The sequence below is a fragment of the Candidatus Nealsonbacteria bacterium genome (assembly GCA_019923625.1).
GTDB lineage: Bacteria > Patescibacteriota > Minisyncoccia > Minisyncoccales > RBG-13-42-11 > JAHXGN01.
In genome coordinates this window covers 25,876-31,998 of sequence record JAHXGN010000004.1, presented here as the reverse complement: position 1 = coordinate 31,998, position 6,123 = coordinate 25,876, and the positions used below count along the sequence as shown (strand labels likewise).

Annotated in this window: 6 protein-coding genes; all 6 read left to right on the top strand. The window is 37.5% G+C overall.

The features are described from left to right. A partial coding sequence (locus KY055_01020; GenBank protein MBZ1345212.1) for a PKD domain-containing protein occupies window positions 1–407 on the top strand: 407 nt, incomplete at its 5' end. Between the two features lie 139 nt (window positions 408–546). Further along, entirely contained in the window at window positions 547–1,131 is a 585-nt protein-coding gene (locus tag KY055_01015) for a prepilin-type N-terminal cleavage/methylation domain-containing protein (protein ID MBZ1345211.1), read from the top strand. A gap of 5 nt (window positions 1,132–1,136) precedes the next feature. Further along, entirely contained in the window at window positions 1,137–1,661 is a 525-nt protein-coding gene (locus KY055_01010; protein MBZ1345210.1) for a prepilin-type N-terminal cleavage/methylation domain-containing protein, read from the top strand. An 18-nt stretch (window positions 1,662–1,679) separates the two neighbouring features. Continuing rightward, window positions 1,680–2,246 (top strand): hypothetical protein, encoded by a 567-nt coding sequence (locus KY055_01005; protein MBZ1345209.1) that lies wholly within the window; start codon window positions 1,680–1,682, stop codon window positions 2,244–2,246. Between the two features lie 251 nt (window positions 2,247–2,497). Beyond that, window positions 2,498–3,445, top strand: coding sequence for a TatD family hydrolase (locus tag KY055_01000; protein ID MBZ1345208.1), 948 nt, complete (start codon window positions 2,498–2,500; stop codon window positions 3,443–3,445). Continuing rightward, window positions 3,442–5,955 (top strand): leucine--tRNA ligase, encoded by a 2,514-nt coding sequence (leuS, locus tag KY055_00995; protein ID MBZ1345207.1) that lies wholly within the window; start codon window positions 3,442–3,444, stop codon window positions 5,953–5,955. The genes KY055_01000 and leuS overlap by 4 nt, the downstream gene beginning before the upstream one ends. Window positions 5,956–6,123 lie beyond the last annotated feature (168 nt).

The following is a 6,123-nucleotide window of genomic DNA, read 5'->3' as shown; positions in this document are numbered from 1 at the left end:
ATATTAGTTATAATGCTTCATTTGAATGGCGGGTAAGGGCTAGAGATTCATTTGGTCATTGGTCTGAATGGACAGCAACCCGAACTTTTTCTACGGCTCTTCACGCCCATCCCTGGATTGACTTTACTTGGTCGCCAACTTCACCCAGCGTTAATGAGGTGGTTCAATTCACCGATGGCTCAATTGTTTATAGCACACCACCGACTAAAACATCTTTCTTTTGGACTTTTCCAGATGGCAGTCCGGCTACTTCCAGCGTTCAAAATGCGACCACTACCTTTACTTCGGCTGGTTCAAAAAACGTTTCTTTAAGAGTGAGGGATTTTTCTAATTTTGAATGCACCGGTTTAAGAAGCGTTAGTATTACTCTTCCCTTGCCCGAGTGGCGGGAAATTATTCCTTTCTAATTTCTAATTTTCATTTTTTGACTAAATTTTTGCTTTTCAATTCCCTGGCCAGAATATATTCTGGCCATTTTTTATTTTTTATCATTTTTATGATAGAATAAATTAGAGAACGGGTTTCTATTAGTTTATATTTTTGTAAATGAAAAAATACGATAAAAATTCAAAAAACCGACACCAGGGTTTTACCCTTATTGAACTTTTAGTGGTGGCAGCCATAATTTCCATTTTGTCGGCTTTAATGCTAACCGGTCATAGACCGGAAAGAAGCCCACTCAATCTTTTTAGAGCAGCCAACAAACTATCCCAAGATATCAGGACGGCTCAGCAATTGGCAATTTCCGCCCAAGAATTTCAAACAGCAATTCCCCGGGGTGGTTACGGTATTTATCTAAATCTGGCTAATCCCCGCCAATATGTTTTATTTGCTGACTGTAATGCGAATTTTTCCTACAACCCGACCGGTCCAGCCACTTGCGCCAATGCTACTCCAGCCACTCCTTCGCCAGAAATAGTTGGCAGTATTATCAGTTTAGAAAGAGGGGTAGAGATTTCTGCCCTTTCTCCACCAAGCCCCTTACATATTACTTTTACAGCTCCGGATCCAATTACCCGGGTCAATTTATCAACGACAACTGCTGCGACAATCACTCTCCGTTTAATAGCCGACCCCCTTCAAACCCAGACCATTATTGTTAATCCAGCCGGCTTAATCAGAGTAGAATAAAAAATGTGAAGACAAAAAAATTTATTGTTTCCAAACCCCCTTCTCGGCCCCAAAAAGGTTTTCTTCTTTTGGAGGTGATTGTCGCTATTTTTTTAGTCACAGTAGGCATAGCCGGAGCTATAATTGCCATTCAACAACTTGTCACTGTGACTGAAATTGCTTCTTCCCAGATGATAGGTTCTTATTTAGCCCAAGAAGGAATGGAAATTGTCAGAAACATCAGAGACAGCAATTGGTTGGGAGGACGGGCTTGGAATGCCGGTATTTTTTGTTGTTCTCCTCCTCCTTGTGATTGTCAAGCAGATTATAGGGCTACCAGTTTGGTCTCTTTTATTCCCGGAGAGTTTTTAAGGATTGACGGCGGTTTTTATAAATATAGCGCTACCGGGCCCTTAACTCCCTTTATCCGAAGAATTAGGGTTGCCTCAACCACGGTTGATAGAATAGACCTAACGGTTTTTGTTGACTGGCAGGAAAGGGGTATAAATTACCAGGCCTCAACCACCAAGCATTTATATAATTGGAGGTGAACTATTGCCCATTAAAATATGAAAATCAATTTTCAAAAAGGTCTTACGGTCATTGAAATACTGCTAACCATTTTGATTTTTACCGTAGTTTTGACAGGGGTTTTTAATCTTTTTGTTACAGCTATCCGGGAGCAAAGAAGAAATTTAGCCAGTCAGGAACTTTTAAGTCAAACCGGTTTTCTTTTGGAATATATGAGCCGGTCAATCAGAATGGCTAGAAAGGACTTAACCGGCCATTGCATAGCTATTAGAAACAATTATGAGGTTATCCCCGGAGGAATCCGTTTTTTAAATCACGAGCATAGGTGCCAAGAATTTTTTTTAAGCGGAACCCAGATAAATAAAAGAAAATCAACCGATCATCGGGCAATTAATTTCGGCTCTCCCTTACCTTTAACCTCTCCCCGGCTGACAGTAGCTGCTTTTAGAATAGGGCCTTCATTTGGCTGGAGCCAAGCAGATACTATTCAGCCGAGAGTGACATTTTTTTTAGATATTAAAGGCCCAATTCCGGTCGGAGCTGAACGGCCGGAAATAATGATTCAAACCTCGCTTTCTCAAAGGCAATTAGATGTCAAAAGGTAATCTCTTCACCAGTGAATTTGAGAATTTCCTTATAGACCCCTTGCAAAATAACTTTCCCATGTTAATTGATACTCACGCTCATTTGAACCCCGAAGGAGACCAGTTAAAAAAGGGACGGGTACTTTTTTTCAGCTGTTTTTGGTTCTTAGTTGATTCTTTTAAAATTTTATCTTATAATAGCTATTAAGAGTAAGGCAATAAGGTAAAGAGAGGCAAAAAGTACCCGTCCCTTTTTTTGTTATAATGCTTTTATGTTAATAGACACGCATGCGCATGTAAACTTCAACGCTTACAAAGATGATGCCTGCGGAGTGATTCGGCGGTCTTTAAGTCCCGTTAGAAATAAAATTTCTAATGGGGTCTGGATGATAAATATCGGCACAAATTATGAGACAAGCAAAAAAGCAGTGGAGATTGCCCAAAAATATCCTGAGGGTGTTTTTGCCGCCATCGGCTTACATCCGATTCATTTGGAAACCGGTTTGGTGAAAATAAAAAATGATTTGGAAGAAATTGAAGTCAGGACAAAAGAAGAAGAATTTGATTACGAAAAATATAAAGAATTAGCTAAGAATCCTAAGGTGGTAGCCATTGGCGAAATTGGTTTAGATTACTATTGGCGGCCAAAAACTACTAAAAAGAAAGAACTCTTTAAACAAAAACAAAAAGATTTGCTTTTGAGACAGTTAGAATTGGCAAAAGAACTAAATTTACCCGTTGTTTTTCATTGCCGAATGGGACATCAAGATTTAATTGAATTTTTATCAAATAACCCGGGGGTAAGACCAGAAAAAGCAGTGGCTCATGGCTTTGTCGGAAATTTAGAAGAACTTCAAAAGTATTTAGATTTTGGATATTATATCGGCTTTAATGGAATAATTTTTAAAAAAATAGAAGGAATTAATTTTAAAGAAAATATTAAAAGAACACCCTTAGATAGAATTTTAGTTGAAACCGATTGTCCTTATTTAACTCCACCCTTGCTCGCCGAAGATTTAGTGAGGGCGGGGCCATTACCTATTCGCAATGAGCCCCTATATGTAAAATACATCGCCGAAGAAATTGCCAAAATTAAAAATTTAAAGCGCAATGACCCCACTAATAAGGGGGTCATTTTGACTCGCTCCTTTCAGTCGCTCGTTTTTGAAGAAATATCAAGGGTAACTACTGAAAACGCTAAAAAACTATTTAAAATATGATTTATTATAATCCGCAAAAAATTGAAAAAAAGTGGCAAAGAATTTGGCAGAAAAATGGAATTTACAGAACCCCTGATAAAGTTAGGGGTAAGAAAAATTTTTATCATTTAGTTATGTTTCCTTATCCTTCGGGCGACCTTCATATTGGTCATTGGTACAATTTTGCTCCGGCTGATATCTATGCCAGATTCAAAAAACAACAGGGCTTTAATGTAATGTCGCCAATGGGTTTTGACGCTTTTGGCTTGCCGGCTGAAAACGCGGCTTTAAAACATAAAATTCATCCCCGAACCTGGACCTATCAAAATATTGAAAAAATGAGAAAACAACTTAAATCAATGGGTTCAATTTATGATTGGCAAAGAGAAATAAGGACTTCAGAACCCGAGTATTATAAATGGACCCAATGGATATTTTTACAATTATATAAAAAGGGTTTGGCTTACAGAGCAAAAGCTCCGGCTAATTTTTGTCCTTCTTGTAAAACGGTTTTGGCTAATGAACAAGTTGTTGAGGGGAAATGCGAAAGATGCCAATCCGAAGTTATTCAAAAAGAAATTGAACAATGGTTTTTTAAGATTACCGACTATACCGAAGATTTATTAAAGGGTTTGGAAAAACTTGATTGGCCGGAAAAAACCAAAATAGCGCAAAAAAATTGGCTCGGGAAATCTGAGGGTGTTGAGATTAAATTCAAAATTCAAGATTCGGAATTTAAAATTCCCGTGTTCACAACACGGACAGACACTTTATTCGGCGCTACTTATTTGGTGGTAGCGCCCGAGCATCCAATAATTCAAAACCTCAAGCCCCAAATCTCAAATTTTAAATTTATTGAGAAATATATTGAGGAATCAAAAAAGAAGACAGAGAGAGAAAGAATTTCAGAAATGAAAGAAAAAACCGGAATAGAAATCCGGGGAATTAAAGCAATTAATCCGGTTAATGGCAGAGAAATTCCAATTTTTGCGGCAGATTATGTTTTAGTCCATTATGGGACAGGGGCAATTATGGCTGTTCCCGGCCATGATAGTCGCGATTTTGTTTTTGCTAGAAAATATAATTTGCCGATTATTGATGTTATTCAGCCCTATTCCAAGGAAAAAAAATTGCCCCAAAAAGCGCCCCTGGTGGTTTCTGGCGGAAGATTTGAAAGACCTTACCAGGGAGAGGGTTATTTGATAAATTCAGGAAGATTCAATGGAATGGATTCAAAAAAAGCCAGAGAGAGAATGGCTGAGTGGTTGATAAAAAGGGAGTTGGGCCAAAAAGCAATTTACTATAAACTAAAAGATTGGTTAATCTCGCGCCAGAGATATTGGGGTTGCCCTATTCCGATGATTTTTTGTCAAAAATGCAATTGGCAGTCGGTCAAAGAAAAGGACTTGCCGGTTCTATTGCCAAAAGTCAAAGATTATTTACCGGCTGAAGAAGGAAAATCACCCTTAGCTAAATCTAAAAAATTTATTGAAGTTGTTTGTCCAAAATGTAAGAACTTAGCTCAGAGGGAAACCGACACTATGGATACTTTTGTTTGTTCTGCCTGGTATTATTTAAGATATGCCGACCCTGAAAACAATAAAAAATTCGTCTCAAAAGAAAAATTAAAAAACTGGCTGCCGGTGAAAATGTATATCGGGGGAGCCGAACATACTGTTTTGCATCTTTTGTATTCCAGATTTTTTACCAAGGCCTTAAAGAACTTGGGTTATTTAAATTTTGATGAACCATTTGCGTCTCTTTATCATCAGGGAATTATTTTGGGACCTGATAGTCAGAAAATGTCAAAATCAAGAGGCAATGTCATTGATCCGGACAAAGAAGTTAAAAAATACGGAGCCGATACCATTAGAATGTATCTCTCTTTTATGGGACCCTATGACCAAGGAGGGCCCTGGAATCCCAAAGGAATAATCGGGATTTATCGGTTTTTGGAAAAAGTCTGGAATCTCCAAAATAAAATTAAAAAATCAAAAATCCCCGCGCAAAAACAAGTTTTAGACGAGGCAAATAAAAATCAAGAATTAGAAAAAATAATTCACAAAACGATTAAAAAAGTTACTGAAGATATTGAGAATTTCAAGTTTAATACAGCCATCTCTGCCTTGATGATTTTAGTCAATGAGATGTTAAAGTTTCCCAGGCTGACAACTACTAACTACCAGACAATTTTATTATTACTTGCTCCTTTCGCCCCCCATTTAGCTGAAGAATTATGGCAAAAATATTTTACCAAAATTCCGAATCCAAAAATCAAAATCAAAAATTCAATTCACAATCAATCTTGGCCCGGATACGACAAAAAATTGATTAAAGAAAAAAAGCTCATTTTAATCATTCAAATCAACGGTAAGGTTAGAGATAAAATTGAAGTTGAGTCGGATATTTCTGAAGAAAAACTCAAAAAACTTGCTTTTGCCGAAAAAAAAGTGCAAAAATGGATAGAGGGCAAGAGAATTAAGAAAATAATATTTGTCCCCGGAAAATTAATTAACATCGTAAGTCGATGAGCTCCGCTCATCTCCACACTTCGCTCTACTCGCGTATATGAAAATACTTATTAAAAAAACTTATGAAGAGTTAAGCAAAGAAGCAGCAAAGATTATTAAAGAGGCAATCCAGGCAAAACCTAATCTTGTTTTAGGATTAGCTAGCGGAGGTACTCCCCAAGGTTGCTA